General features: G+C 72.3%; 18 protein-coding genes. 4 read left to right on the top strand and 14 right to left on the bottom strand.

Annotated features, from left to right (window positions below; translation table 11 throughout):
• Positions 1 to 19: 19 nt before the first annotated feature.
• Entirely contained in the window at positions 20 to 2842 is a 2823-nt protein-coding gene (locus HCK04_RS01490; RefSeq protein ID WP_142645034.1) for a M14 family zinc carboxypeptidase, read from the bottom strand.
• Positions 2843 to 3205: 363 nt separating this feature from the next.
• On the opposite strand from HCK04_RS01490, the gene HCK04_RS01485 reads away from it, so the two are divergent.
• A complete protein-coding gene (locus tag HCK04_RS01485; RefSeq protein WP_142645033.1) occupies positions 3206 to 5131 on the top strand; it encodes a serine/threonine-protein kinase in 1926 nt (641 codons plus the stop codon).
• 92 nt (positions 5132 to 5223) lie between these two features.
• A complete protein-coding gene (locus tag HCK04_RS40875; RefSeq protein WP_205829673.1) occupies positions 5224 to 6924 on the top strand; it encodes a serine/threonine-protein kinase in 1701 nt (566 codons plus the stop codon).
• A gap of 213 nt (positions 6925 to 7137) precedes the next feature.
• Here the strand turns inward: HCK04_RS40875 and HCK04_RS01475 are convergent, their stop codons facing one another.
• Genes HCK04_RS01475 through HCK04_RS01465 form a run of 3 tightly spaced genes read right to left on the bottom strand, consistent with a single transcriptional unit; the run spans position 7138 to position 9063 of the window.
• On the bottom strand, positions 7138 to 8067 hold the full coding sequence (locus HCK04_RS01475; protein WP_142645032.1) for an RluA family pseudouridine synthase: 930 nt from the start codon (positions 8065 to 8067) through the stop codon (positions 7138 to 7140).
• Positions 8060 to 8617, bottom strand: coding sequence for a signal peptidase II (gene lspA, locus HCK04_RS01470; protein ID WP_312845711.1), 558 nt, complete (start codon positions 8615 to 8617; stop codon positions 8060 to 8062). The genes HCK04_RS01475 and lspA overlap by 8 nt, the downstream gene beginning before the upstream one ends.
• Positions 8618 to 8670: 53 nt before the next feature.
• Complete coding sequence (locus HCK04_RS01465; RefSeq protein ID WP_142645030.1) at positions 8671 to 9063, bottom strand: TraR/DksA C4-type zinc finger protein; 393 nt, start codon at positions 9061 to 9063, stop codon at positions 8671 to 8673.
• Positions 9064 to 9760: 697 nt separating this feature from the next.
• Here HCK04_RS01465 and ileS point away from each other — a divergent pair.
• Positions 9761 to 12919 carry an isoleucine--tRNA ligase gene (gene ileS / locus HCK04_RS01460; RefSeq protein WP_142645028.1) on the top strand — a complete coding sequence of 1053 codons (3159 nt, stop codon included), beginning with the start codon at positions 9761 to 9763 and terminating at the stop codon, positions 12917 to 12919.
• Between the two features lie 82 nt (positions 12920 to 13001).
• Here the strand turns inward: ileS and HCK04_RS01455 are convergent, their stop codons facing one another.
• Positions 13002 to 14249, bottom strand: a complete 1248-nt coding sequence (locus HCK04_RS01455; RefSeq protein ID WP_142645027.1) for an MFS transporter — start codon at positions 14247 to 14249, stop codon at positions 13002 to 13004.
• 97 nt (positions 14250 to 14346) lie between these two features.
• Between HCK04_RS01455 and HCK04_RS01450 the strand changes: the two genes are divergently transcribed.
• Complete coding sequence (locus HCK04_RS01450; RefSeq protein WP_142645026.1) at positions 14347 to 14709, top strand: helix-turn-helix domain-containing protein; 363 nt, start codon at positions 14347 to 14349, stop codon at positions 14707 to 14709.
• A 254-nt stretch (positions 14710 to 14963) separates the two neighbouring features.
• On the opposite strand, the gene HCK04_RS01445 is transcribed toward HCK04_RS01450, so the two are convergent.
• The 9 genes from HCK04_RS01445 to murG all read right to left on the bottom strand — a co-directional run bounded on the left by HCK04_RS01445 (position 14964) and on the right by murG (position 24687).
• Positions 14964 to 17060, bottom strand: coding sequence for a hypothetical protein (locus HCK04_RS01445; RefSeq protein ID WP_142645025.1), 2097 nt, complete (start codon positions 17058 to 17060; stop codon positions 14964 to 14966).
• Positions 17061 to 17106: 46 nt separating this feature from the next.
• Complete coding sequence (locus HCK04_RS01440; protein WP_142645024.1) at positions 17107 to 17970, bottom strand: DivIVA domain-containing protein; 864 nt, start codon at positions 17968 to 17970, stop codon at positions 17107 to 17109.
• 49 nt (positions 17971 to 18019) lie between these two features.
• Positions 18020 to 18307, bottom strand: a complete 288-nt coding sequence (locus HCK04_RS01435; protein ID WP_030509057.1) for a YggT family protein — start codon at positions 18305 to 18307, stop codon at positions 18020 to 18022.
• 83 nt (positions 18308 to 18390) lie between these two features.
• The gene (gene sepF / locus HCK04_RS01430; protein WP_142645023.1) at positions 18391 to 18918 is read right to left on the bottom strand and encodes a cell division protein SepF; all 528 of its coding nucleotides are present in this window, start codon (positions 18916 to 18918) and stop codon (positions 18391 to 18393) included.
• Between the two features lie 134 nt (positions 18919 to 19052).
• Positions 19053 to 19766, bottom strand: coding sequence for a YggS family pyridoxal phosphate-dependent enzyme (locus HCK04_RS01425; RefSeq protein WP_142645022.1), 714 nt, complete (start codon positions 19764 to 19766; stop codon positions 19053 to 19055).
• Between the two features lie 33 nt (positions 19767 to 19799).
• Entirely contained in the window at positions 19800 to 21236 is a 1437-nt protein-coding gene (gene ftsZ, locus HCK04_RS01420; protein WP_142645021.1) for a cell division protein FtsZ, read from the bottom strand.
• 247 nt (positions 21237 to 21483) lie between these two features.
• Complete coding sequence (locus tag HCK04_RS01415) at positions 21484 to 22155, bottom strand: FtsQ-type POTRA domain-containing protein (RefSeq protein ID WP_142645020.1); 672 nt, start codon at positions 22153 to 22155, stop codon at positions 21484 to 21486.
• 31 nt (positions 22156 to 22186) lie between these two features.
• Positions 22187 to 23611, bottom strand: a complete 1425-nt coding sequence (gene murC / locus HCK04_RS01410) for a UDP-N-acetylmuramate--L-alanine ligase (protein WP_142645019.1) — start codon at positions 23609 to 23611, stop codon at positions 22187 to 22189.
• Positions 23608 to 24687: an undecaprenyldiphospho-muramoylpentapeptide beta-N-acetylglucosaminyltransferase gene (gene murG, locus HCK04_RS01405; RefSeq protein WP_142645018.1), complete on the bottom strand. Its 1080-nt coding sequence runs from the start codon at positions 24685 to 24687 to the stop codon at positions 23608 to 23610. The genes murC and murG overlap by 4 nt, the downstream gene beginning before the upstream one ends.

Below are 24687 nucleotides of genomic sequence, written 5' to 3'. Positions count from 1 at the left end.
CCCGGTTTCTCAGGTGGGATCAGGCGACGACGGACCGGAGCGGGATGCCCGCTGTGCCGAGGTCGCGGACCAGGTCGCGGACGAACGGGTGCTCGTCGGCGGGCAGGCCGTCGGGGTTCGGGATCGTGATGTAGGACGAGCCGTCCGCGGACGCGGTCTGCGCCGTGTCCGTGTAGCGCTCGACCACCGCCTGCGCCCGCGCCAGGTCGGCGTCGGCCACCTGGATGACGATCGGACGCCACTCGCCGCCGAGGTTCGGCGGCTCCTCGGCCGTCGCCGCGGCGCTGCGCAGCGTGTCCGGAGCGACGCGGAGCTTCGCCTTGGGCGAGGCCTGCGACGCCGGGTAGAGCACGGCGTTGGCGAGCAGGTGGATGCCGTTCTCGTTGTACGCCCGGAACAGCGGGTTGTACGCGAACAGCACGGCGTGCCCGGCGCCGGTCGGCTCGTCGACGAGGGAGGCCGTGCCCTTGAGCGCCTCGGCGCCCACCGTGTAGCCGTTGGACCAGAACGTGTCGTCCGTGGGGTAGGTGAGCACGTTCACGCCGGTCTGGCTGGGGTTGAGGATCGGGTCGCCGTTGTTGAACTGGAAGTCCTCCGCCGGACGGCCGAGCGACACCGGGCTGTCCTGGGCCACGTCCACCCGGAAGTGCGAGCCGATGACCTGGTAACCGGTCGGCTTGGCCTTCTCGGTCGTGGAGGTGAGGCCGGCGGCCCTGGCCACCCGGGTGCCCTCGTTGCGCAGCCCGACGTACGTGCCGCCCGCGGCCACCCACTGCCTGAGGTTGGCCAGGCCCTGCTCGGTCAGGCCGCCGTTGGAGCTGCTGCCGTCCGGGACGAGCAGGACGGTCCGCTCGGTGAAGGCGGGGGTGTTGTCGTTGACGTCGGCCGCGGTCACCGGCTTGAGGCCGAGACCCCAGCGGTCGCCGAGCACGTAGCGGGCCTCGCCGTACGACCCGGAGGTGGTGGAGATGCCGGTGCCGGCGAACAGGCCGACGTCGGGGGTGCGCAGCGCGGCGCCGGACGCGGGGGTGCGGACGCCCTCGACCGTCACGCCCAGCGAGCGGGCCAGCTTGTCCAGATCGCCGCGCTTCATGGCGGCCTCGGGCAGGCTGACGACCCCGCTGGTGGCGTCACGCGTGAGCGGCACGCCCGCGCCGAGCAGCCGGAAGGTCAGCTCGGAGGCGGCGGCGGAGTCCATCGGGTAGGCGTACGACCCGCCCTTGGGCGCGTTGGAGGCGACGCCGCCGTCGATGTCCTTGACGAGGTCGGCCTTCGGCGACACCACGTCACCGGTGGTGATGGTGTCCACGCCGGCGAGCAGCGGGTTGCTCCACGAGGAGACGTCGTAGAAGTACGGGAACGGGACGTAGGGGTCCTCGCCCATGACCGCCTGGATCCAGTGCTTCTGCGGCTGGTCCATGGGGATCCAGTAGGCGCCCTCGGGCACCGTCACGTCACTGGCCGTCCGGCCGCCGAAGACCCGCGCGGAGGGCACCTTCACGGGCTTCTTCACCCGGTAGACCTCGACGTCCATGCGGCGCAGCCGCTCGACCAGGCGGCGTACGTCGCCGAGCTGCCGGTCGGGCAGCAGGAAGTAGGACCGGATCGTGATGTCGGGCACCGGGAACCGGACGGTGTTGGCCGGCTGCACGACCTCGTTCGGCTCCAGGGCGCCCGCGGCGCCCTCGGCCAGCGCGGTCTGCCAGATCGAGTAGTAGCCGTTCAGCACCTCGCGCCGGTTGTCGGCGGCCCAGCCGGTCGTGGCCCACTGGGTGTTGAACTGCTGCTGCACCCGGTCTTCGACCGCCGACGAGCTGCCCTTCTCGAACGTCATGCCGGCGGCGCCGAAGCCCGTGGCCGGGACGCTGTCGCCGTAGCCCATGTAGAACAGGTCGTACGTCGCGTAGTTGAAGTAGCACTCGGTGGTGACCACGTCGTTGCAGGCGCCGTTGTAACCGAAACCGGCGGCGTTCGCCGCGCCGATGCGGTTGATCCAGTCCACCGGCTGGTCGGCGATCTCGTGGTGGATCGGGTCGGCGTTCGGCGGGAAGAAGTACTGCCTGCCGCCCATCTCGTGCGCGTCGACGAAGACCTGCGGCGGATAGCGGCGCAGCATCTCGAGCTTGCCGTCGGTCTCCGGCTGGGTGCGGGCGAACCAGTCGCGGTTGAGGTCGAAGCCGTACTCGTTCGTCCGGCGGCTCGCGTCGCGGCCGTCCGGGTTCTGGGTCGGCATGATGACCGTGACCAGGTTGTCGTTGCGCTTGGCGACGTCGCAGGACAGGCCGCTGGCCAGCTCGTACAGGGTCTTGAGCGAGGCGTCGGCGCCGCTCTTCTCGCCGCCGTGCACGTTGCCCGCGATCCAGACGATGGCGGGCGAGTCGTCGGCGATGCGCGCCGCCTTGTCCGCCTTCAGCGACCTCGGGTCGCGCAGCGAGCGGATCTGGTCCGCGATCTTCTTGAGCTGCCCGGGCACCATGTTGTGGGAGTCGGACACGATGGCGTACGGCAGGTCCTGGCCGGTCACGCTGTGCGCCACGCTGCCCGTGACCACGCGGTCCGAGGCGCCGCCCACGGCCTGGACGTACTTCTGGATCTCTTCGGTCGTGAGCACCCGGGGCTGGCCCTTGCCCAGCGGGAAGCCGAAGAACTGCTCGGGGGACGGCACCTTGGCCTCGTGGGCGTTCGGGTCGGTGCTGCACCCCGCGGGCGGCTTGCCACCCGGCTTGCCGCCCGGCGCGGCCAGCGCCGGCGCCGCGGGCGTCAGCGTGGCCGACACCAGGACGGCGGCGCCGAGCGCCACACCAAAGGGGGATCTTCCGCACAGCAATGTGCGTAACCGCATCTCGCCTCCAGGCGGGGGGACGGGGAGGTCTCCGTGGGAGAGCGCCCGTCCGGGAAACGACAAAGTCACTGCGGACAGTATTAGAACGGAATAAACCGGACAAGCCGCCGCGAAACATAACCATGCGCGAACGGAAACTGTGAGCAATGGAGTTTTCGCAAGTCAATGTAGCGATGACTGTCCGAATCACCCTTTTATAACGTCCGATAACAACTGAGCATCGGGTTCGCCCGCCTCGCAGGCGTTCCCGGCCGGTCGGCGCGGACTGCGACTTGCCCGCCCGCGCCGGGCATCGCGTGATCGAAGACGGACGCCCGCGCGCTCCGCTGTGGGACCATTCAGGATGTTCGGAGGAGGGACAGAGTGGACGAGGAGCGCCGCGTCGCGGGCAGATATCACCTGCTCGAACCGATCGGCCGTGGAGGCATGGGCGTCGTGTGGCGTGCCCACGACGACCTGCTCGACCGCGCGGTGGCCGTCAAAGAGGTGCTCTACCACCCCGCCTCCGAAGAGGACAGGGAGACGTTCAACCGGCGCACCATCCGTGAGGCGCGAGCGGCGGGCCGCATCGACCATCCGAACGTCGTCGTCGTCCACGACGTCATCGAGGAGGACGGCCGCCCCTGGATCGTGATGCAGCTCGTGCGGGCGCAGTCGCTGGGCCAGGTGCTGCGCGACCAGGGCACCCTCCCGCCCGCCCGGGTCGCCGCGATCGGCCTGCAGGTGCTCGACGCGCTGTGCACGGCGCACGCCGCCGGGGTGCTGCATCGGGACGTCAAGCCCGAGAACGTGCTGCTCAGCGGGCAGACCCGGGTGGTGCTCACCGACTTCGGCATCGCGACGATGCCCGAGGAGGCCGGGCTGACCATGACCGGCGGCATCATCGGCACCCCCGCCTTCATGCCGCCCGAGCGGCTCAACGGCGATCCCGCGACCCCCGAGTCCGACCTGTGGTCGCTCGGCGCGACGCTGTACGCCGCGGTCGAGGGCGGAACGCCGTTCGACCGCAAGACGCCCGTGGCCACTCTGGCCGCCATCCTGCACGACGACCCGGCCCCGCCCCGGCAGGCGGGCGCGCTGACGCCGGTGCTCGAAGGGCTGCTGCGCAAGGACCCGGCCCGGCGGATGGGCGCGGCCGAGGCCGCGGCCCTGCTCAACGCCGCACTGACGGCCGCCCCCGGACCCGCCCCCGGACCCGCCGCCGCCCCCGGTCCCCCGTACAACCTGCCCGAGCCCGGCCCGTGGAGCGGCGCCCCGTCCGGGCCGCCGCAGCCTCCGCCCGGTACCCCGCAGCCTCCGTCCGGGCCGTCGCAGCAGCCTCCGTCCGGTTTCGCGCAGCCGCACGGGACCCGGCCGTACGGCGGCACCGCCGTATGGCCCGGGGGCGCCGGTCCCGAGGGACCGACCGGGCCCGGAGGCGGCATCGGCATGGCGGGCCACCCCACGGCGCCGAACGGCGGAGGGGTCAACGCCGCGAGCCACGCCGGTCCCGCCGCCCCACCCGGAAGCCACCCCGGTCCCGGCGGACCCGCCGTCCCGCCGGGAAGCAGGCCCGGCGCGTACGCCGCACCGGGTGCGCGCCCTCCGGGACAGGTCTCCGCGGCCAAGCAGACCCTGGCCAAGGTGATCCTGGGCGTCGTGTTACCGCTGGCGCTCGTGGCCACCGGCGTGGGCCTCTGGTACGGCTCCCGCTCACCGGCCGGCGACGAGACCCTCGCCGAGGATCCCAATACCACGCAGATCGGCCCCACCACGGGCGCCTATCTCCCGTCGGGGGACACCTCACCGAGCGCCTCCCCCGAGCCGGTCACGCCCTCGGAGAAGCCGTCACCGGAGGCCCCCAAGCCGCCCAAGGGGTGGAAGACCTACCACGACCCGCTGGGCTTCTCCATCGCCCTGCCCTCCGGCTGGGTCCCGTTCGGAAGGGAGGGCGCCCGGGTGCGCTTCCACCATCCGAACAGTCACGACTACCTGCAGGTGGACCTGACGCCGTGGGAGGACCCGAATCCGGTGAACGCCCTGCGCATCGTCGAGATGAACTCGACCAAGCAGGGCTACCTGCCGGGCTACGAGCGCATCGACTACAAGACGAGTCGTTACCTCGGGGTCGAGTCGGCGGAGTGGGAGTTCACGTTCAAACCGAGCTTCGGCAAGGTGCGGGTGATCGATCGCGCCTTCAGGCTCCGTGACGGCCGGTCCATCATGCTCTATTGGCAGGTCGCCGACTCCCGATGGACATCCGGTTTGTCCTATTTCAACGCCTTCACGCGGACCTTCCAGCCGGCATAGCCGATCCGGGGACGATCCGCAGGTCGAGGGGATTTCGCCCGTTCAGGCAATGATGTCGCATGCGTCCGCCCAAGGCGGGTAGCGCGACAACCATGGCTGAAGCGCAGACCTCCGAACGTGTCGTGGCAGGACGCTATCGCCTGATCGAGCCGCTGGGGCGGGGCGGCATGGGCACCGTGTGGCGCGCCGTCGACCAGGTGCTCGAACGTGAGGTCGCCGTCAAGGAGCTGCTCGCGTCGGCCGGGCTCACCGGCGCGGAGCGGGAGGTCTTCACCATCAGGACCTTCCGCGAGGCCAGGGCCGCCGGGCGGTTGAGCCATCCGGGCGTGGCCGCGGTGTACGACGCCTTCGAGGAGAACGGCTGTCCCTGGATCGTCCTCGAACTGATCCCGTCCCGGACGCTGGGATCGGTCATCCGCGAGGAGGGCCCGCTGCCGCCACGGCGGGTGGCGGAGATCGGGTCGCGGGTGCTGGCCGCGCTGCGCGTCGCCCACGCGAACGGCGTGCTGCACCGGGACGTCAAACCCGACAACGTGCTGCTCGCCGACGACGGCCGGGTCGTGCTGACGGACTTCGGCATCGCCGCGATGGAGGACGACTCGCCGGTCACCCGCACCGGCATGCTGATCGGCACCCCGGCGTTCATCGCACCCGAGCGGGCGGCGGGACGGCAGGCGCAGCGGGCCTCGGACCTGTGGTCGCTCGGAGTGACGCTGTTCATGGCCGTCGAGGGGCGCTCGCCGTTCCACCGGGGGCACGCGCTGGCGACGCTCGCCGCGGTCATGTACGAGGAGGCGGGCCCGCTCCACAACGCCGGGCCGCTGGCACCGGTGATCGAGGGCCTGCTGGTCAAGGACCCGGCCCGCAGGATGACCGCGGACTACGCCGCCCAGCATCTGTACGCCGTTGCCAGCGGCCAGGCGACCGACCCGGTCGTGCCGCGCCCGCGGCAGCCGCCCCGGCTCGCCCGGCTGATGCCCGGCTTCGACACCACGCCTTCGGCCCCCGCCTCCACCCCCACGCCGGTGCCCTTCGGCGAGGGCACCCCGACGCCGGTCCCGGTGCCCGCACCGGTGCGCGGACGCCGCAGGCCGTGGGCGCTGGCGGCGGGCTCCGGGGCACTCGTCGCGCTCGTCGGGCTGGCGGCGGGCGCGGTCGCGTTCGCCACCGCCAGGTTTCCGGCCGACCCGAGGGGGACCGCCGTGGTGAGCACGCCCACGGTGACGGTCTACGCGACCAGGACCGCCCAGCCCGGGACCGCCCAGCCCGGGACCGCCGAGCCCGGGACCGCCGAGCCCGGGACCGCCGAGCCCGGGACCGCCGAGGCCGGCAGGCGGGCCGAGAGCCGCGGGGCGGAGAAGGCGGCCACCCGGCCGGTGGGGAACCCCGGCGCCGCGGGCGGGCACCGTACGGAGGATCGCGGCGGGCCCGCCGGAAGGCACGGCGGGGGAAAGCATGAAGGTGGGGCCGCGTCCAAGGGCGGGGGCAGGCCCAAGGGGTCTCCCCCGGCGAAGCGCAACGGCCCCGCGAAGCGCAACGGCCCGGCGAAGCAGAACGGCCCCGCGAAGCAGAGCGGCAATGGGCCCGCGGGCAAGCCCGGGAACGGCGGCGGCAGCGCCAAGCCGTCCCAGGGCGCAGGTGGAGGCCAGGGAAAAGGTGGAGGCCAGGGAAAAGGTGGAGGCCAGGGAAAAGACGAGGGCCGGGGGCCCACCACGGACGACACCACTGATCTCGGCGACCTCGGTGACATCCCCGACGGCTACATCCAGCCGGAGACCGGCTGGGCGGCCTGACCCGGCCGCGCCGCCAACGGTCCACCCGGCATCCTGGCGCGTCCCCCGGAGATCACGGCGCTCGCCCAGCCGGAGCGAAGACCATGGACACGTGGAACCCGGCGCCCCGGCGTTCCCCGCCCCGACAGGCCCCGGAGCCGGACAAACGCCCCGCTCGCCGGGCCGGGCGGCCCGCCCGCCCCCAAAAGCCTCTGGAGCCGGCGGAGCCGGGGTTCAGCCCTCGTCGGAGAGGATCTCCAGGGCGTGGGCGAGGTCGGCGGGGTAGTCGCTGGTGAAGGTCATCCACTCGCCCGTCGCGGGGTGCTCGAACGACAGCGAGACCGCGTGCAGCCACTGCCGGCCCACGCCGAGGCGGGCGGCGAGGGTGGGGTCGGCGCCGTACAGCAGGTCGCCCACGCACGGGTGCCTGAGCGCGGACATGTGGACCCGGATCTGGTGGGTCCTGCCGGTCTCCAGCTTGATGTCGAGCAGCGACGCCGCCCGGAACGCCTCGATCGTGTCGTAGTGCGTGACCGAGTCCTTGCCTCCGGCCACCACCGCGAAGCGCCCGTCGCCCGCCGGATGCCGGTCGATCGGGGCGTCGACGGTGCCCCGCAGCGGGTCCATGTGCCCCTGGACGAGCGCGTGGTAGCGCTTGTCGACCGTGCGTTCCTTGAACGCCCGCTTGAGGTGCGAGTAGGCCCGCTCGCTCTTGGCGACGACCATGACGCCGGTGGTGTTGGCGTCGAGCCGGTGCACGATGCCCTGGCGCTCGGCCGCGCCGCTCGTGGACACCCGGTGGCCGCCGCCGAGCAGGCCGCCGATCACGGTGGGGCCGGTCCAGCCGACGGTCGGGTGCGCCGCCACGCCGATCGGCTTGCTCACCACGACGATGTCGTCGTCCTCGTAGAGGATCGCCATGCCCGGCACCGGCTCGGCCACGGGCATCGGCGCGGCGGGCGGCGGCGGGATCGTGACGTCCAGCCAGGCCCCGGCATGGACACGGTCGGACTTCGCCGGGACGGCGCCGTCGACCAGCACGTCCCCCGACGCGATCAGCTCGGCCGCGCGGGTGCGGGAGAAGCCGAAGAGACGGGCCAGGGCGGCGTCGAGGCGCTCGCCCTCCAGGCCGTCCGGCACGGGCAGGCTGCGCTGGTCACCCATCGGTCCGCTCCCTCGCCGGCTCGGCGGCCTGCGTGTCCGCCTCGCTCTCCGCGTGGCTCTGCCCGCGGTCCTCGACCGGCTCCGGCTTGTCGGTCTGCCGGGTGCCGTCGATCTGGTAGCCGCGCCAGGCGAGGAACACGGCGAGCACGCCGCCGCACACGATGCCCGAGTCGGCGAGGTTGAACACCGGAAAGCGGGTGACCGGGAACACCTGGATGAAGTCGACCACATGCCCCTGGAACGGGGCCGGCCACCGGAAGATGCGGTCGGTCAGGTTGCCGACGGCGCCACCCAGCAGCAGGCCCAGCGTGATCGCCCAGGGCAGGCTGTGCAGCTTCCGAGCCGTACGCACGATCGCGACGACGACGGCCAGCGCGATCACCGTGAACACGATCGTCATGCCGGTGCCGATGCTGAAGGCGGCGCCGGCGTTGCGGATCACGGTCAGCACCAGCGCGCCGGGCACGACGGTGAGAGGCTCCTCGTGCTCCAGGAACTCCACGACGAGGAACTTGCTGACCTGGTCGAGCACGTACACGACCGCGGCCACGACAACGAGGAGAGCGATCTTCCGCGCGCGGTCGGGCCGCGCCGGTGGATCGCTCAGCGGCGCTCCTCCCGCTGCTTGCACGCTACGCACAGCGTCGCCCTCGGGAATGCCCGAAGACGCTCCTTGCCGATCGGCTTGTGGCACGATTCGCACTCTCCGTAAGTCCCTGCCTCGACGCGGGCGATCGCCCGCTCGTTCTGCGCGAGCAGGTCGCGCGCATTCAGGGTAAGGGCGATCTCGCGCTCACGCTCATAGGTCTTGGCCCCGGCGTCCGCCGGATCGTCCCCCGCGCCCTGGCTCACGTCGCCGGACGCGAGCTGCTCCTCCGCCCGGGCGATGTCGGTGCGCAGTTCCTCGATCTCGTGCCGCAGCCGCTCGCCGACCTCCGCGAGTTCCTCGTCGGACCAGACGTCGTCACTGATGGCGGTTCTCGCCGAGCGCGTCATTGCGGGCCTCCCCTTCGCCCAGAACCCGTCGGGCTCAGGGCACCCGTCGAGCGGGTGCGATTCGAGCCGGTCCGGGCAGAATAAGTCGCCGATAACGAATCGGCAACGGACTCGCCGAGGCTTTTACCCCACCCGTACCGGGACGGGGCATTCGGCCAGCTCCTCCTCGTCACGCTCTGTTTCGATCAGTTTGTCGCGGACGGTGTCATCGAGACCATGCCCCGGATCCCGAGGCGAAGGCCCGCGGACCACCACCGGTCGTCCTCCCGACGGCCGCCGGGGCCCGCCCGCACATCCCCACAACAATCGCGAGGCCTGCGCGTGTTCCTCCCTATTCCCGGGACGGGCCGGGTCTCACCCCTAACGTCGCGCGTATATCGGGAAGCCCTTCCGCCCGCGTTGCGTTATCGTCGTAGTCTGCAAGGTGTTGATGGGGACGAGTACCTCCGCATCCGCCCGCACAGCGACCCGGGGACGGTGTGAGCCCGGGGCGGGCCGCGCAGGGAAGATCACCCCGGAGCCGCCGGAAGAAAGGCCGTCCCGGCCGAGTAGAACCGGCAGCGGAGAGGAAAACGAGAGGGCGCCCGGCCAGGCCGGTCGTCAAGAAGGGTGGTACCGCGGAGCCGTTCCCGGCTTCGTCCCTTCACGCCATGTCAGCAGCGCTGTCACAGCCACCGCGTGGAGGTCCCGCCCGACGATGTCTTCCCACTATTTCCGCTCACTTCCCGCGCAGGTCGACCTGCCGGCCCTCGAGCACGAGGTCCTCGAACGCTGGCGGGACGGGAAGGTCTTCGAGCGCTCGCTGGAGCAGAACGCCGGAGGCCCCACCTGGGTGTTCTACGAGGGCCCGCCGACCGCCAACGGCATGCCCGGCGTCCACCACGTCGAGGCCCGCGTCTTCAAGGACGTCTTCCCCCGCTACAAGTCGATGCGCGGCTACCACGTGCCCCGCAAGGCCGGCTGGGACTGCCACGGCCTGCCCGTCGAGGTCGCCGTCGAGAAGGAACTCGGCCTGTCCGGCAAGCCCGAGATCGAGTCCTACGGCATCGCCGAGTTCAACGCGCGCTGCCGCGAGTCGGTGCTGCGGCACGTGGACGCGTTCGAGGAGATGACCGAGCGGATGGGCTACTGGGTCGACATGTCCCAGGCCTACCGCACGATGGACCCCCAGTATGTCGAGGCCGTCTGGTGGTCGCTCAAGGTCGTCTGGGACAAGGGCCTGCTGTTCCGCGACCACCGGATCACTCCGTACTGCCCGCGCTGCGGCACCGGCCTGTCCGACCACGAGCTCGGCCAGCCCGGCGGCTACGAGACCGTCTCCAGCCCGTCGGTGTACGTGCGGATGCCCGTCCTGTCCGGCCCGCTGGCCGAGATGGGCGCCTCGCTGCTGATCTGGACCACCACCCCTTGGACCCTGGTGTCCAACACCGCGGTCGCCGTGCACCCCGACGTGACGTACGTCGCGGCCCGGCGCGGCGACGAGGTGCTGGTCGTGGCCGAGCCGCTGCTGCGGCGGGTCCTCGGCGAGGACGCCGAGGTGCTGGCCACCTACCAGGGCTCCGAGCTGGAGCACACCGCCTACCAGCGGCCCTTCGACCTGGTCGACATCGAGGGCGCCCACTACGTCGTGCTCGGCACGTACGTCACGGTCGAGGACGGCACCGGCCTGGTCCACCAGGCTCCCGCCTTCGGCGCCGACGACATGGCCGTCTGCAGGCGCTACGGCCTGCCGGTGGTCAACCCGATCGGCCCGGACGGCCGCTTCCTGCCGGACGTGCCGTTCGTGGGCGGCAAGTTCTTCAAGGACGCCGACGAGCCGCTGACCGAGAACCTGCGCGAGCGCGGCCTGCTGTTCCGCGGCGAGCACTTCGAGCACAGCTACCCGCACTGCTGGCGCTGCCACACTCCGCTGCTCTACTACGCGCTGCCGTCCTGGTACATCAGGACCACCGCGATCAAGGACCAGCTCCTCGCCGAGAACGAGCGCACCAACTGGTTCCCCGAGACGATCAAGCACGGCCGCTATGGCGAGTGGCTGCGCAACAACGTCGACTGGGCGCTGTCGCGGTCGCGCTACTGGGGCACCCCGCTGCCGCTGTGGGTCTGCTCGGAGAACGAGGACCACGTCACCTGCGTCGGCTCCCTCAAGGAGCTGGGCGAGCTGGCGGGCCAGGACCTGACCGGCCTCGACCCGCACCGCCCGTACGTCGACGACGTGACCTTCCCGTGCCCGTCGTGTCAGGCGGAGGCCCGGCGCGTGCCCGACGTGATCGACGTCTGGTACGACTCCGGCGCCATGCCGTTCGCCCAGTGGGGCGCGCCGCTGGTCAACAAGGAGGTCTTCGAGAGCTCCTACCCCGGCCAGTTCATCTGCGAGGCGATCGACCAGACCCGCGGCTGGTTCTACTCGATGATGACCGTCGGCACGCTGGTGTTCGGCCGGTCGTCGTACGAGAACGTGCTCTGCCTCGGCCTGATCCTCGCCGAGGACGGCCGCAAGATGAGCAAGCACCTCGGCAACGTCCTGCAGCCGATGCCGCTGATGAACCAGCACGGCGCCGACCCCCTGCGCTGGTACATGGCCACCTCCGGGTCCCCCTGGGCTCCGCGCAGGATCGGCCACGCGGCGCTGGAGGAGATCGTCCGCAAGGTCCTGCTGACCTACTGGAACACCGCGTCGTTCTTCACGCTGTACGCCAACGCCGAGTCGTGGTCCCCGGCCCGGGCGGCCGAGGCCCCGGCGTACGCGGACCGGCCGCTGATCGACCGGTGGGCGCTGGCGGAGCTGCACCGCACGGTGGCCGAGGTCACCGCGTCGATGGAGGAGTTCGACACCGCCCGGGCCGGGCGCCGGCTCACCGAGTTCCTGGACGACCTGTCCAACTGGTACGTCCGCCGCTCGCGCCGCCGCTTCTGGTCCGGTGAGGCGTCGGCCTTCGCGACGCTCTACGAGTGCCTGGAGACCGTCACCCGGCTCATGGCCCCGCTCGTGCCGTTCCTCACCGACTATCTGTGGGACGTGCTGCGCGAGCCGGACGCCCCGGCCTCGGTGCACCTGGCCACCTGGCCCGAGGTGAACACCGCGCTGCTCGACCCCGAGCTGTCGGAGCGGATGGCGCTGGTGCGCCGGCTCGTGGAGCTGGGCCGCTCGGCGCGTGCCTCGTCGTCGGTCAAGACCCGCCAGCCGCTCGGCCGTGCCCTGGTCGGCGCTCCCGGCTGGGCCGCGCTCCCCGGCGAGCTGCGCGACCTGATCGCCGACGAGCTCAACGTCCAGCGGCTTGAGGACCTGTCGGGCTTCTCCGCCGACCTGGTGACGTTCACGGTCAAGCCCAACTTCCGCAGCCTCGGCAAGCGGTTCGGCTCGCAGACCAAGCTCGTCGCCGCGGCGGTGTCGAGCGCCGACCCGGCGGAGCTGGCCCGCGCCCTGCGCTCGGGCGGGTCCGCGACGGTCGACGCCGGTGAGCTGGGCACGGTGGAGCTGGGCACGGACGATGTGATCGTCACCGAGCAGCCGAAGTCCGGCTGGGCCGTGGAGACCGGCGCGGTGGACACCGGCACCGGCGAGACCGTGGCGCTCGACCTGGCGATCACCGACGAGCTGCGCCGGGCCGGCCTGGTCCGCGACGTGATCCGGCTCGTCCAGGAGGCCCGCAAGTCCACCGGCCTGTCCATCACCGACCGCATCCACCTGTGGTGGTCGGCCAAGGGCGAGCCGGCCGAGGCGCTGCGCGAGAGCGGCGACGCCGTCGCCGAGGAGGTGCTGGCGGCGAGCATCACCGAGGGCACCCCGGACGAGGACCTGCCGGTGCACGAGGACGCCGACCTCGGCCTGTCCTTCCGCCTCCGCAAGGCCTGATCCCGACGCCGATGGGGGCCGGTCACGCCGACCGGCCCCCATCGTGCATGTACGGCGGCCGGGGGTGCCCCGGCGGCTCCGCTCAGCCGGGCTCGACAATGCGGCGGCGGGTCGCCATGACGACCACCCCGCCCGCGAGGGCGAGGGCGGCCAGCACGGCGGCGAAGATCGTCGAGCCGGTGGTGAGGCCCGCCGCGTCGCTGAGATACCCCGCGGCGACCGGCAGGAGACCGGCGGGTACGTACCCTCCCACATTGAGCGCGGCGTTCGCCTCGGCCAGCCGGGTGGCCGGAACGGCGGCATTCAGCAGCGACAGCCCGGCCAGCTGGCCCATGCCCTGGCCGGCTCCGGCCAGCAGCGCGGCGGCCACCAGCAGCACGACCGAGCCCGCCCGCATGGCTCCCGCCAACGCCGCCATGGCGGCCACGGTGCACACCGCGGCGGCCGTCAGCACCGTGCGGCGTGAGACGCGCTGGACGGCGAACTGCGTGCCCGTCGCCGCGGCGAACATCACGAACGCGGTGACGCCGGCGAGGACGCGGCTACTGGAATGCAGCAGGCCCGCGAGCAGCGAGGGGCCCAGCGACAGCACGAACGAGGTCGCGGTGATGCCCGGGCCGAAGGTGGCGATGCCCAGCAGGAGCGGCAGGCGCCCCTCGGCAGGAACCGAGGGCACTCGAATCCACCGGCCGGAGATCACCCGGGCGGGGCGGCCCAGCGGCATCCGCAGCACGGTGACGGCGGCGGTCAGCAGCAGGGCGGCCTCCACCACGAACACGGTGACCGTGGGCCCCGGCAGAGTCTCCGCGAAGACGCCGGCCAGCAGCGGGCCCAGGCCCGCACCGAAGACCATGGCGCAGGAGGCAAGCAGCGCCGCGAGGCGCTTGCGGTGCGCCCCGGCCACATCCGTCACGGCGGCCATCCCGGCGCTGACCACGGCGCCCACCGCGATGCCGGTGCACACGCGGGCGACGGCCAAAGCGGCCACCGACGTGGCCGTGGCGAAGACCAGGCAGGCGATCAAGGCCAGCGCCAGGGCCGGCAGCAGGACCGCCTTACGGCCCAGCCGGTCCGATGCGACACCGCTGACCAGCAGGGAGACCAGCAATCCGACGATGTAGAGCGCGAAGACGACCGTCAAGGTCCCCTTGGAGAACCCGATCTCCCGCTGCCACAGCACATACAGCGGCGTGGCCGCGTTGGACAGCACGAACACCGCCGTGACCGGCCATGCGGCCAGCCAGACCCACCAGGTCGGCGCCGGCCGGGGCCGCGGCGGGGGCGCGGTCCCATGGGTGGCGGTGGCAGGGACGATGCGGACATGCGACATGAGAGGCTCCGTCTCCGCGGGCAGTACGATCTTTTTCGAAGTTAGCATGCAGTACGAGAAAATTCGTACTGGCTCCTAGCGGCAGGAAGGAGCCGCGATGCCCGCAGCCTCCACAGCGTTCAAGGTCTATCCCCCGCGTGCCGACGCGCCCCCGCCCTTGCCCGAACCCGCGCGTGAAGACATTCGGCTGGAACACGTGCTCGCCGCACTCGCCGATCCGCTGCGGCTGACCATCGTGCGCAAACTCCTGCTGGAGGCCGAGGAGTTCGACCATCCCTGCGGCTGGTTCGGGATCGACCGGCCCAAGTCCTCCCTCACCCACCACTTCCGCGTCCTGCGCGAGGCCGGCGTCACCCGTCAGCGGCAGTACGGCCTCGAACGCCGCAGCCAGGTCCGCGTCGACGACCTGCAGGAGCGCTTCCCCGGCCTACTCGACCTCGTCGCCGCCTGGCATCCCTGACGGCCTCGCGCCCACGCCCAAGCGCCCCGGTCGCGCCGTCGGCAGCGGGGTGAACAGACAAGCCGCTCGCCGGGACCCTCCCGACGTTCTCGTCGCAGAAGTGATCGCGTTCGGTGCGGGATGCCGCAGGTTCCTTCGGACGTGCTCGCGAGGTGGACGTGTCACACCGTGCGGCAGGTCTCGCTGCCTCGCCGGGCTCGCGGATCAGCCGGTCCTGTCCCGATCGCGCGACCGTGGGACGATGCCCCGCGCTCTCAGTCGTTCTGGCAGACCGAGCAGGGGGTGAGGCCGGCCTCGTCTGCCTCGGCCCGCGTCATGGTCTCGACGCCCGAGTCGCCCATCCCGCTGATCAGGGGGCACTCGCCCTTGTGGTAGCGCCGTGTGCCGATCATGACCCGCACCGGCACGTCCCCGTCCGCGGACGGCTCCGCCGCGTCGGCCGCGCGATCCTCACCGGTCTCGTCGCCGGACCCGCCACGGTCCTCAAGGTCCGTATCCGTGCCGCCGGGACGGGACGTGGCCGCCCTTCCTGGGCGGGCCGTAGCGGCGGCGCGATCGCCGTCGCCTGCGCCGTCCTCCTCGTTGGAGGCGTCGGCCTTCCCGCTGCTCTTCTCAGCGGTGCTCCCGGCGGCGGGCGCCGAGCCGGAGGTGGAGCCGGCCGAGGCCGCGGATCCGGCGCGCCCGGATCCGGGGGTCTCTGCCGGCTCCACCGGCTTCCGGGCCCCCGCGCCCGCGGGCGTGGGGGCGTCCTCCGGACGGGACGCCGTGTCGGCGTCCGCGGTCCCGGAGTCGTTCTGGTCGTCACGGGCCTGCTCGTCGTCCGCCCGGGAGGAGGCGGCCTGCCGCGGCGAGGCCGCGCCCTTGGCCTTGCCCTTGGCGGCGGGTGCGCCGGACTCGCCGCCCTCCGGCGACGAGGTGTCCTCCGTCGCCTCCCCTGCGGCCTTGGACCGCGCGGGGTCCCACGGCTGGGAGAACATGCCGGGCTTGAACCAGCCGTGCACCGCGGTGTCGGTGAGCGACTCGTCCGTCTCGGCGTCCGACCGGCCCGATGCCGATCCCGTCGCCGGCGGAGACCAGGCCGGTGCGGACCATGACGTGGCAGAAGGCCGGGACGACGCGGAGGAACCGGACGACGATCCCGAAGACGAGGCAGAAGGCGAGGACTGCGAAGACGGGGACTGCGGGGCGGAGGCGGCGGGCCGCTGCGGCGTCGTCTCGGCACCGGGCTCCTGCGCCGCGCGCCGGCCGAACCAGTCCACGGGCGTGTGCGTGCCGCCCGTGGTCGCGGCGCCGGCCTCGGAAGTCGTGTCGGCCGCCGTGTCTGCCGCCGTGTCGGCCTGCTCGGCGGTCTCGCCGCCGGCGGTCTTCCCGGACGGCTTACCCGCCGTCTCACGGGGCTCTTCGCGCGCTTCGTCGTCGGACGGCGCAGACGATCCCTCTGTGGAAGGGGCGGCTGCGGAAGAGCCGGACGCGGGGGGAACGGCCGCGGCACCCGCCGCGCCGGCAACGGATGTGCCGGGGCCGGAGGACTCTGGTCCGGGCGACTCGGGCAGGCGCGGCCCCGGGACGCCGGGCTGAGGGAACCGCGCGACAGGCGGCTCACGATCAGCGGACGTGGGACGGGACGGGGTCCTGCCGGTCGTGCCGGAGGTCCCGGCCGAAGGCGTGGTGGTCGTGGGAGCGGCTTCCGCGCGCAGGCTCTCGTCGCGGGCCGCGTCACCGCGGGCTGTGCCGCCGCGGGATGGGGCCTCCTCCGGCTCCGCCGTACGGGTGGAGACCTCGGGGAGGCAGGTGGTGCAGGGCGTGAAGCCCTCCTCGCGGGCCTCCTCGTGCGTCAGCTCCTCGGTCTCACGCCCGGCGAGCTGGCGGCAGGTGGCCAGATGGAAGCGCTTGCGCCCGGGGATCACGATGACGATCGCGTCGGGGGCGAGGCCCCGGCCGGAACCGGCCGGCGGCCGCGTGATCGGTCCCGTCCGCTGCGGGGGCGGGGACGGGAAGGTCTGCGGGGGCAGTGCCCCGTGATGCGTGACCGGCGGGGCCGCCAGCATGGGCGCGGCCACCGGATGCGCCGGTGCCCCGGCGAGGGCTCCGCCGTACGCCCCGCTCACGGCACCGACGTGCGCGAGCTGGGGCACGGACGAACCCTGGGGGGTGGGAGCGGTTCCCTCGGCGGCACGCCCACCGGCAGGGAACAGCTCGTGGCGCCTCAGCAGTGCCCCGATCAGCAGGCAGACCGCCGACAGCACGCTGACGACGATCGACCACATCACGAGAGGGGGCGTCCCCAGCACGACGCCTGCGATGAGCAGGACGATTGCGGCGAGGACCAGGGCGGCACTGATGAGGATCACGGGGGGTTCTCCGAGCTATCGGGTCCCGGTGGGGACCCGCCACTGCTTACCGGCGGTCGTTGTGGGGGCCGTCGGGTCCGGGGAAGGCGCCGGAGTGCTGTGAGGGCTCCTGGCCGAACGGGTTGGGGGCCGCACCCATCTGCTGGGGAGCGGGGGCGACGGCGTGGGCCATGGCCGGGGCGGCGCCCACGATCGGGAAGCCTCCGCTGCCCTCACCGGCCACGTTGAGCTCGGCGAGCTGGTTCTCCAGGTACAGCTTGAGACGGCTGCGGTACTCACGCTCGAAGCTGCGCAGCTCCTCGACCTTGCGCTCCAGCTCGTCGCGGGTCTGCACGAGGGTGCCCATGGCCTGGCGGTGCCGCTCCTGGGCGTCGCGCTCCAGCGTCTCGGCGCGGGCGCGGGCGTCACCGATGATCTGCTCGGCCTGGCGGCGGGCCTTGCCGAGGATGTCGTCGGCCTCGCGACGGGCGCGGGTCACGGTCTCGTCCGCCTCGCGACGGGCGTCGGCGATCGCCTGGTCGGCCGTCTGCTGGGCGAGGGCGAGCACGCGGGCCGCGGTGTCCATGTTGTCCTCGGCGGGCGGCAGGCCCATGCCGACGGGCACCGGCTCGGGGCGGGCCGGCTCCGGAGGCTTGATCGGCTCCGGCTGGGGCGCCATCATCTCGGGCTTCGGCTCGGCCACGGGAGCGGGAGCCATCTGCATGGAGCCGGGCATGCCCATGCCTCCGGGCACCTTGCCCCTGAGGCACTCGGCCAGCTTCGCGCGGAGTTCCTCGTTCTCCTGGATGAGGCGGTCCAGCTCGGCCTCGACCTCGTCGAGGAAAGCGTCGACCTCCTCCTCGTCGTACCCCGGCCTCAGCCGGGTGGTACTGAACTGCTTGTTCCGCACATCAGCGGGCGTCAACGGCATTTGGGTCTCCTTGGCGCGCTTGGAGTCTGTCCGGTCGGACGGTACCCGATCAACGAAGCGCGTTCACGACTTGGATCAAGACCAAAACCACAATGAACAGCACTGTGAAGCTCAGGTCAAAGGCCACCGTACCCAACCTGAGGGGCGGAATGAAACGGCGGAGGAACTTGAGAGGTGGGTCGGTCACTGTGTAAACGACCTCCGCCAGCACCAGGACGACCCCTGTGGGCCGCCAGGCGCGGGCGAACGCCTGCACCGTATCTATGATCATTCTGCCGATCAGCAGAACCAGGAAGAGGGTCAGGGCGATGACCAAGATCTCGCTAATGATCCCCACGGTCGAGCCCCGCCTCCCCTCGGTCCAGCCGCCCTCGGGCCGCACGGGCACCGCTCAGCCGGTCACTGTTCATGTATGGAACTCTAGCTCTGGTTGAAGAAGCCGCGTTCCGCGATTCTGGCCTTGTCCTCGGCGGTCACCTCAACGTTGGCGGGGGACAACAGGAACACCTTGTTGGTAACACGTTCGATGCTGCCGTGTAGGCCAAAGACGAGACCTGCCGCGAAATCGACAAGGCGTTTTGCGTCGCTGTCGACCATCTCTGTCAGATTCATGATGACCGGCGTGCCCTCACGGAAGTGCTCGCCGATCGTGCGCGCCTCGTTGTACGTGCGGGGATGCAGGGTGGTGATACGCGCCAGATCGGTCGTACGGCGCTCCAGCACGGTCGTGGGAGGACGCGGGGCGGGGACGGCCGTCTCGGCGTCGTCCTCGCGCTCCAGGGGCCCGGAGTGCGCGCCCGAGGGCCCGGCGAAGCCGCGCCGCGGCGACTCGTACTCCTCGTCGCCATAGTCCTCGTCTGTGCCGTATTCTGCCGCGTACCTGTCTTCGTAGCGGTCGTCCTCCACGAGACCGAGGTAGACCGCCATCTTGCGCATCGCGCCGGCCATCGCTCGTCGTCCTCCGCGTTACTGGTGCCTTCAAGGTCCCTTTGGAAGGCCAGGGCGGTAGCCGTACCCCCCTTGGAGCTCACCGCTGATCGACCTCTACCTGTGCGCGGACACCATGGTCCACTTGGGGGACATTACCTGACGAAGGGCTTTCTGCGGCCGAGCAACGCCGTACCGACTCGAAGGTGTGTCGCGCCGTTCGCCACAGCTTGGGGGATGTCTCCGCTCATTCCGGCCGATATGACGTCGGCCGTGGGGTGTTCCTCGCGGACCCGCTCGGCGACGGCCCGCAGCCGCGCGAACGCGGCCGACGGGTCCTCCCCCAGCGGGGCGACCGCCATGACCCCTCGCAGGCGAAGCCCCTCCGTCTTCGCCACGAGCCCGGCGAGCGCCGGCACCTCCTGCGGTGCCGCGCCGCCCCGTCCGGCCCCGCCCTCGCCCGGAGCGGCGTCGAGGGCGACCTGGATGAGGCAGTCGACCTCGCGCCCCGCGCGTACGGCCTCGCGGCCGAGCGCGTCCACCAGCCGGGGGCGGTCCACCGAGTGGACCATGTCGGCGTAGGAGACGACCGAGCGGACCTTGTTGGTCTGTAACTGGCCGATGAAGTGCCACGTGAGGCCGAGACCGGCGCACTCGGCCGCCTTGGCCGCCGCCTCCTGGTCTCGGTTCTCGCCGATGTGCGACACGCCGAGCTCGGCGAGCAGCCGCACGTCGGAGGCCGGGTAGGTCTTCGTCACCGCGATCAGGGTGATCTCCGACCTCGACCGGCCCGCGGCCCGGCAGGCGTCCTCGATCCGCCGCTCCACCTCGGCCAGGGCCGCGGCCAGTTCCTCGCGCCGGTCACCCACGGACCGCGCCCCCGGCCGTACGGATGTCCATGGTCACTTGAGGAAGTCCGGCACGTCGAGGTCCTCCTCCTGCTCCTCGAACACCACCGGACGCCGGGGGCCCGGCTGCGCGGTCCTGGAGGTGATCGGGGTCGGCGGCTCGGGAGCCGGGCGCGGGATCGACAGCGGTCCGGTGGCGCCCTGGTCGCGACCGCCGTCGGCAGTCTCACGCGGGAACGCCGTGGACCCCTCGGCCTGCTGGGCCTGCGGCGCGGACGCCGGCTGCGACGTCGCCTGCTGGACCGGCTGGCTCGCGGGCTGGGCCGGCGGCGGCACCGGAGTGGCCGGAAGCGAGTTCACCGGAAGCTGGGTCACCGGCGGAGTCGCGGGCTGCGCGGGCGCGGGCTGCGCCACGCTGCTCACCGGACGCACGGGCGGTGCGGGCTCCACGCGCGGCTCCGGCTTGGCCGGGGCGGGCGGGGGCGTCGCGGGACGGGCCGCCTGCTGGGGCCGCGACAACGGCGCGGCCACCGGCTTGGCCGGCGCGGGCTCGTCGAACCCGGCCGCGATGACCGTCACCCGCACCTCGTCGCCGAGCGCGTCGTCGATGACCGTGCCGAAGATGATGTTGGCGTCGGGCGCGGCGGCGTTGCTGACGAGCTGGGCCGCCTCGTTGATCTCGAACAGGCCCAGGTCGGAGCCGCCCGCGATGGACAGCAGCACGCCGTGGGCGCCGTCGATGCTCGCCTCCAGCAGCGGGCTGGAGACCGCCATCTCGGCGGCGGCGACCGACCGGTCGTCGCCCCGGGCGTGACCGATGCCCATGAGGGCCGAGCCCGCGCCGGACATGACCGACTTCACGTCGGCGAAGTCCAGGTTGATCAGACCGGGCGTGGTGATGAGGTCGGTGATGCCCTGCACACCGGACAGCAGCACCTGGTCGGCGGCCTTGAACGCGTCGAGCACGCTCACCTGGCGGTCGGAGATCGACAGCAGCCGGTCGTTCGGAATGACGATCAGCGTGTCGACCTCCTCGCGGAGAGTCTCGATGCCGGCCTCGGCCTGCATGGCCCGGCGCTTGCCCTCGAAGCTGAAGGGCCGGGTGACCACGCCGATCGTCAGCGCGCCGAGGGAGCGGGCGATGCTGGCCACGACCGGCGCGCCGCCGGTGCCGGTGCCGCCGCCCTCGCCCGCGGTCACGAAGACCATGTCGGCGCCCTTGAGGACCTCCTCGATCTCCTCCCGGTGGTCCTCGGCGGCCTTGCGGCCCACCTCGGGGTTGGCGCCCGCGCCGAGACCCCGCGTGAGCTCGCGGCCCACGTCGAGCTTCACGTCGGCGTCACTCATCAGCAGCGCCTGGGCGTCAGTGTTTATGGCGATGAACTCGACGCCCTTGAGTCCCTCCTCGATCATCCGGTTGACGGCGTTCACTCCGCCGCCGCCGATGCCGACGACCTTGATGACCGCGAGGTAGTTCTGCGGTGCTGCCACGACGAGGGGCCTTTCCGCTCGTTTGCGTTTCATGCGGGCAGGGCCCGCCGTCTTCTGAACTCTCACCCTCAAGTTGAGATTTAGAGTTATGTCAACCTGAGGATTGATACGGACAGTAGGGTTGCGCGTCCCCCAGGGTCAACTAACCGCGCCGCAAGGCCGTCCGGCGTGTCGCGCGCTGTCCTTTTCGCACGAAGCCCCGCTCTCCGGCGGGCCCGGACCACGTTTTCCCGGCCCGTGAGAAATCTCACTTGACCGTCACCACCTGCGGCGAGCTGACATCGTAGCTGGTTCCCGGCTTGGCGAGGGCGGCGAGCAGGACACGTCCCTTCTGTGCCGAGCGCTCCGCGTCTCCCCACACGACCGTACGGCCGTCGGTGAGCTTGAGCGTGATCGACCGGGGCGAGGGGACGCGCAGCTCCCGCAGGCGCTGCAGGACGCTCTCCGGCAGCGCCCGGAGCACGGTGAGCCCGGCTCTGGTGGCGGGGTCGTCCACGGCGGCCCGCTGGACGCGCAGCACCGGCAGCCGGGGCGGGGCCACGGCCACCTCCTGCAGGACGACGCCATAGCGGTCGACGATCGCGGTCGTCACGCCCATGGGCACCGCTGCGGCGGGAACGCGCTCGACCACGCTGATGTGCAGCGTCCCGGGCCAGCCGCGCTCGACCGTGGCCGACTCGACCTCGCGCATGGCGCGCACCCGCTGTTCGACCCCGGCGATGTCGACGGTGGCGAGCGGCGTTCCGGTGCGCACTCCGACGACCTGCCGCACCTGCTCGGCGGGGATCCGGTTGTTGCCGGTGATCTCGACCTCGCGCACGCCGAGGACGGGCGAGAAGAACACGACCCACGTGGCGACGCCCACCACCCCGCCGGCCAGCAGGATGGCGAGCGCCGAACGCCGGACGGCCCGCCTCACCGGTCCCCCACGCTCCGGATCACGGCGCGCATCACCGGGCGGACAGCTCCGCGACGATCTTCGGGCCGAGCTCCGTCACGTCTCCCGCGCCCATCGTCAGGACGATGTCGCCGGGACGGGCCCGGCCGGCGACGAGCTCAGGCACGGCCCGCCGATCGGGCGCGTAGACGACCCGTTCGGCGGGAAGCGGCACCTTCCCCGCGACCAGCGCGCCGGAGACCCCGGGCTCGGGGTCCTCGCGCGCGCCGTACACGTCGAGCACGATCACCTCGTCGGCGAGGCCGAGCGCCGCGCCGAACTCGTCGGCGAAGAACCGGGTGCGCGAGTAGAGGTGCGGCTGGAAGACCGCGATGACGCGGCCGTCGCCGGTCACGACGTCGCGGGCGGCGCGCAGGTCGGCGGTCAGCTCGGTCGGGTGATGGGCGTAGCTATCGAAGACCGTCACGCCCGCGGCCTCGCCCTTGGATTCGAACCGCCGCTTGGCCCCGGTGAAGGCCGCCAGGCCCTCCTTGACGTCGTCGAAGCGCAGGCCGAGGTGGAGCGCCACGGCGATCACCGCGGTGGCGTTGAGCGCGTTGTGCCGGCCCGGCACGGCCAGGCGCACCTCACCGCGTCCCGGCCCGCCGGGAACGGCGGGGCCGAGCTCCACGCCGAACTCCACGCCGAGGCCGCGCGGCACCACGTCGGTCGTGCGCAGGTCGGCGCCGGCGCTCTCGCCGTACGTGACGACGGTGAGGCCGCGCTCACGGGCGATGGGCACGAGTGCGGCGGCGCCCGGATCGTCGGCGCACACCACGAGCAGCGACCCGATGCGCTCGACGAAGCGGGCGAAGCTGTCGTGGACGGCCTGGGGGTCGCCGTAGTTGTCGAGGTGGTCGGCCTCGACGTTGGTGACCACGGCGACGCCCGGCGCGAGCATGAGGAACGAGCCGTCGCTCTCGTCGGCCTCCGCGACGAACACCTCGCCCGCACCGTCGTCGGCGCCGAGCCCGGTCGTCACGAGCTGCCCGCCGACGCAGTAGGACGGGTCCTCGCCGCACTTCTGCAGCGCCACGGTCAGCATCGAGGTGGTCGTGGTCTTGCCGTGCGTGCCGGCGACGGCGATGCCGGTGCGGCCGGCCATCACCGAGGCCAGCGCGGCGGCGCGCGGGATCACCCGCAGGTTCTGCCGCAGCGCCTCCCCCAGCTCGGGGTTGGAGTCGCGGATGGCGGTGGACACCACGACCGTGTCCACCTCCTTGATGTGGGAGGCGGCGTGGCCGACGTGGATGACGGCGCCCAGCTCGCGCAGCTCGGCCAGCAGCTCGGAGGGCCGCGCGTCGCTGCCCGACACCGGCACGCCTCGCTTGAGCAGGATCCGGGCGATGCCGGACATTCCGGCGCCGCCGATGCCGATGAAGTGCACCCGCCCAAGGTCGGCCGCGGGGACGGGATCCACGAGCTTGACGAGACTCATCGGTGAGCGATCTCCAGCACCTTGCGGGCGAGCGCCATGTCGGCGTCCTTGCGGCCCATCCGCGATGCGGCCTCGGACATCGCGACCACGCGCTCGGGGTCGTTCAGGATCGGCAGCAGCGTCTGGACGATCCAGGCCGCCGACAGGTCCGCGTCGTCGACCATCAGGCCGCCCCCGGCCCGCACGATGGGCTCGGCGTTGAGGCGCTGCTCGCCGTTGCCGTGCGGCAGCGGCACGTACGCCGCGGGCAGCCCCACGGCGGTGAGCTCGGCGCAGGTCATGGCGCCGGCGCGGGACAGCACGAGGTCGGCGGCGGCGTAGGCGAGGTCCATCCGGTCGACGTACGGCAGGATGACGTACTGCGGGTCGCCGGGCGGGGGCTCCACCTCGACGGTGTTCTTGGGCCCGATCACGTGCAGCACCTGGACGCCCGCAGCCCGTAGGTAGGGCGCGGCCTCCAGCGCCGCCTGGTTGATCGAGCGGGCGCCCTGGGAGCCGCCGAACACGAGCAGCGTCACCCGGTCGGACTCCAGCCCGAAGTACGACCGCGCCTTGTCGCCCATCGACAGGCGGTCCATCGTGCTGATCTCACGGCGCAGCGGGATGCCGATGTATTCGGCGTTCGGGAGCACGGCGTCCGGGTGGCCGGTGAAGACGTGCTCGGTGACGCGGGCGCCGAGCCGGTTGGCCAGGCCGGGCCGGGGGTTGGCCTCGTGGACCACGATCGGCACGCCGCGCCGCCGGGCGCCGAGATAGCCGGGCGTGGCGACGTATCCGCCGAAGCCGACCAGGACGTCCGCGCCGACCTTGTCGAGGATGCCCGCGGCGCTGCCGATGGCCCCCGCGAGGCGGCCGGGCACGGTCAGGAGCTGGGGGCTGAGCGAGCGGGGCAGCGGCACGGCGGGCACGAGTTCGAGCTCGTAGCCCCGGGCGGGCACCAGGCGAGTCTCCAGGCCGCGCTCGGTGCCGAGGCAGGTGATGCCGATCCTCGGGTCGAGCCGGCGAAGCGCGTCGGCCAGCGCGAGCGCCGGCTCGATATGGCCGGCCGTCCCGCCGCCGGCGAGGACCACCCTCAT

This window comes from Microbispora sp. CL1-1 (assembly GCF_012034195.1).
Lineage (GTDB): Bacteria > Actinomycetota > Actinomycetes > Streptosporangiales > Streptosporangiaceae > Microbispora.
The sequence above is the reverse complement of the archived record's forward strand: the minus strand, read 5'-3'. Positions and strand labels throughout refer to the sequence as shown.

Coding starts and splice junctions, on each gene's coding strand:
- HCK04_RS01440 (WP_142645024.1), bottom strand. CDS start 17,970: ATGCCGTTGACGCCCGCTGATGTGCGGAACAAGCAGTTCAGTACCACC.
- HCK04_RS40875 (WP_205829673.1), top strand. CDS start 5,224: ATGGCTGAAGCGCAGACCTCCGAACGTGTCGTGGCAGGACGCTATCGC.
- HCK04_RS01475 (WP_142645032.1), bottom strand. CDS start 8,067: ATGGGTGACCAGCGCAGCCTGCCCGTGCCGGACGGCCTGGAGGGCGAG.
- HCK04_RS01465 (WP_142645030.1), bottom strand. CDS start 9,063: ATGACGCGCTCGGCGAGAACCGCCATCAGTGACGACGTCTGGTCCGAC.
- HCK04_RS01455 (WP_142645027.1), bottom strand. CDS start 14,249: ATGTCGCATGTCCGCATCGTCCCTGCCACCGCCACCCATGGGACCGCG.
- ileS (WP_142645028.1), top strand. CDS start 9,761: ATGTCTTCCCACTATTTCCGCTCACTTCCCGCGCAGGTCGACCTGCCG.
- HCK04_RS01490 (WP_142645034.1), bottom strand. CDS start 2,842: ATGCGGTTACGCACATTGCTGTGCGGAAGATCCCCCTTTGGTGTGGCG.
- HCK04_RS01450 (WP_142645026.1), top strand. CDS start 14,347: ATGCCCGCAGCCTCCACAGCGTTCAAGGTCTATCCCCCGCGTGCCGAC.
- murC (WP_142645019.1), bottom strand. CDS start 23,611: ATGAGTCTCGTCAAGCTCGTGGATCCCGTCCCCGCGGCCGACCTTGGG.
- murG (WP_142645018.1), bottom strand. CDS start 24,687: ATGAGGGTGGTCCTCGCCGGCGGCGGGACGGCCGGCCATATCGAGCCG.
- sepF (WP_142645023.1), bottom strand. CDS start 18,918: ATGGCCGGCGCGATGCGCAAGATGGCGGTCTACCTCGGTCTCGTGGAG.